Here is a 1,685-nt window from a genome sequence, read left to right on the forward strand (position 1 = left end):
GTATCGCCACCGGTGTGGTCGCCGGTATCGCCACCGGTGTGGTCGCCGGTATCGCCACCGGTGTGGTCGCCGGTATCGCCACCGGTGTGGTCGCCGGTATCACCACCGGTGTGGTCGCCGGTATCACCACCGGTGTGGTCGCCGGTATCACCACCGGTGTGGTCGCCGGTATCGCCACCGGTGTGGTCGCCGGTATCGCCACCGGTGTGGTCGGAATGGTCGCCGGTTGTGGCGTTGCCGAGGAAGCCATAGTCGAAGTCGGGGTTGTTGATGCCCGGGTCGGGGTAATCGGACAGCGCATAGGATTGCATCTGTTCGTCCGAAAAGCCCTCCAGCTTGATCTCGATGATCACCGGATGCTGGTCACCGGTCAGGCGGTCGGTGATCCAGTGGACCACCGGCGACACCCAGCTGCCATCGCTCTTCTGCCAGGTGCCGTGCAGCGACAGAAGCTGGTCCAGCGTGAACTGGCGCTGGTCATCGCTGGCGCTGCCCGCCAGGGTCAGGCTGATCCCGTCGAAATCCTTGCTTGAGCCACCGCCGCTCGGGGTTTTGGCGATCACGTAGTCGTTGAACACCCGGACCCCCACGGAATCGGTGATCGTGCCGGTGATGTTCAGCGAATTGTCGCCCGGAGCCAGGGTCAGGTCCGCGCCCGCATCCGGCGTGAAATACACCGCATCGACCGGGGTCAGCGTGCTGCTGTCCACGATCTGCGGCATCGGATTGGTGTAATCGATCCCATGTTCCGTCCGGAAATAGTTGATCAATTCCTGCTTCTGTCCGGAATCGGTGATGTTCTTCATCAGATCTTCCAGCCGGAATTCCGTGCTGACATTGTGGAAGGTGGTGTCGATCAGAACCACCTCGTGGTTCACGCCGAAGCTGTGATAGCCGGTGCCGAAATCATGCAGCTCGACATCGTTGAACACCACCGACGAGGTCTTGCGCTCGATCCGGAACCCTTCGCCCGTGCCCTGCCAGACCGAGTCGATGAACTCGTAATTCGAGGCATAATTGTCCAGATGCACCGCATCCTTGCCGCCCCAGACGGTAAAGTCCGTCACCACGCTCATCGTGTCCGTGTCGTCCGAGAACTGGCGGTGGAACACCCGGAACCCGGTTCCCGTGGCGATCGAGGTGTTGTTGTTGAACTCCGACAGCGGCGGCTCTTCGTGGTCGATCGCCACGTCGAGCGGCGACGGATCGAACGGCAGCTGCTCGCGTTCGAACATCTCCCGGTGGATCCCGTCCTTGGGCGCGTTGGGATTGTCCGCGTCCTCGGCAAAGCTCTCGCGCCCCGAATAGTTCCAGCCGATCTTCGAGTTGGCCGCGATATTGTCCTGCTGCACGATCACCCGCGACTGGTTCTCATAGGCCGCCCCTTCCGAGCCGGTCTGACCGGCCACGTTCGGCCCGGTCACCGAGGTCACCAGATTGCCGGTCCACTCGCCGGTCTCGTCGCCCATCTCGGACACGATGCCGCCGCCCGTCACGTCATAGACCACGTTGTCGTTGATCAGCGCCTGGCTGGAATGCTGCACGATCCCCCAGCCCGGGTTGCCCGACACCACGTTGCCCTCGATCAGCGAGGTCGCCGAATCCGGCTCGGTGCCGATCTCGTGCAGGTGGATCGAATAGCGCCCTTCCGGGTTGTCGGCAGTGCCCACCGTCGTGCTGTGGTC

1 protein-coding gene is annotated in these 1,685 nt (G+C 62.9%); it reads right to left on the reverse strand.

The genetic code is table 11. From position 1 onward, the window contains the following. A partial coding sequence (locus tag AC2FI8_RS24480) for a right-handed parallel beta-helix repeat-containing protein (protein ID WP_496781249.1) occupies positions 1 to 1,685 on the reverse strand: 1,685 nt, incomplete at both ends.

This window comes from Ruegeria sp. CDSB029 (assembly GCF_059611125.1).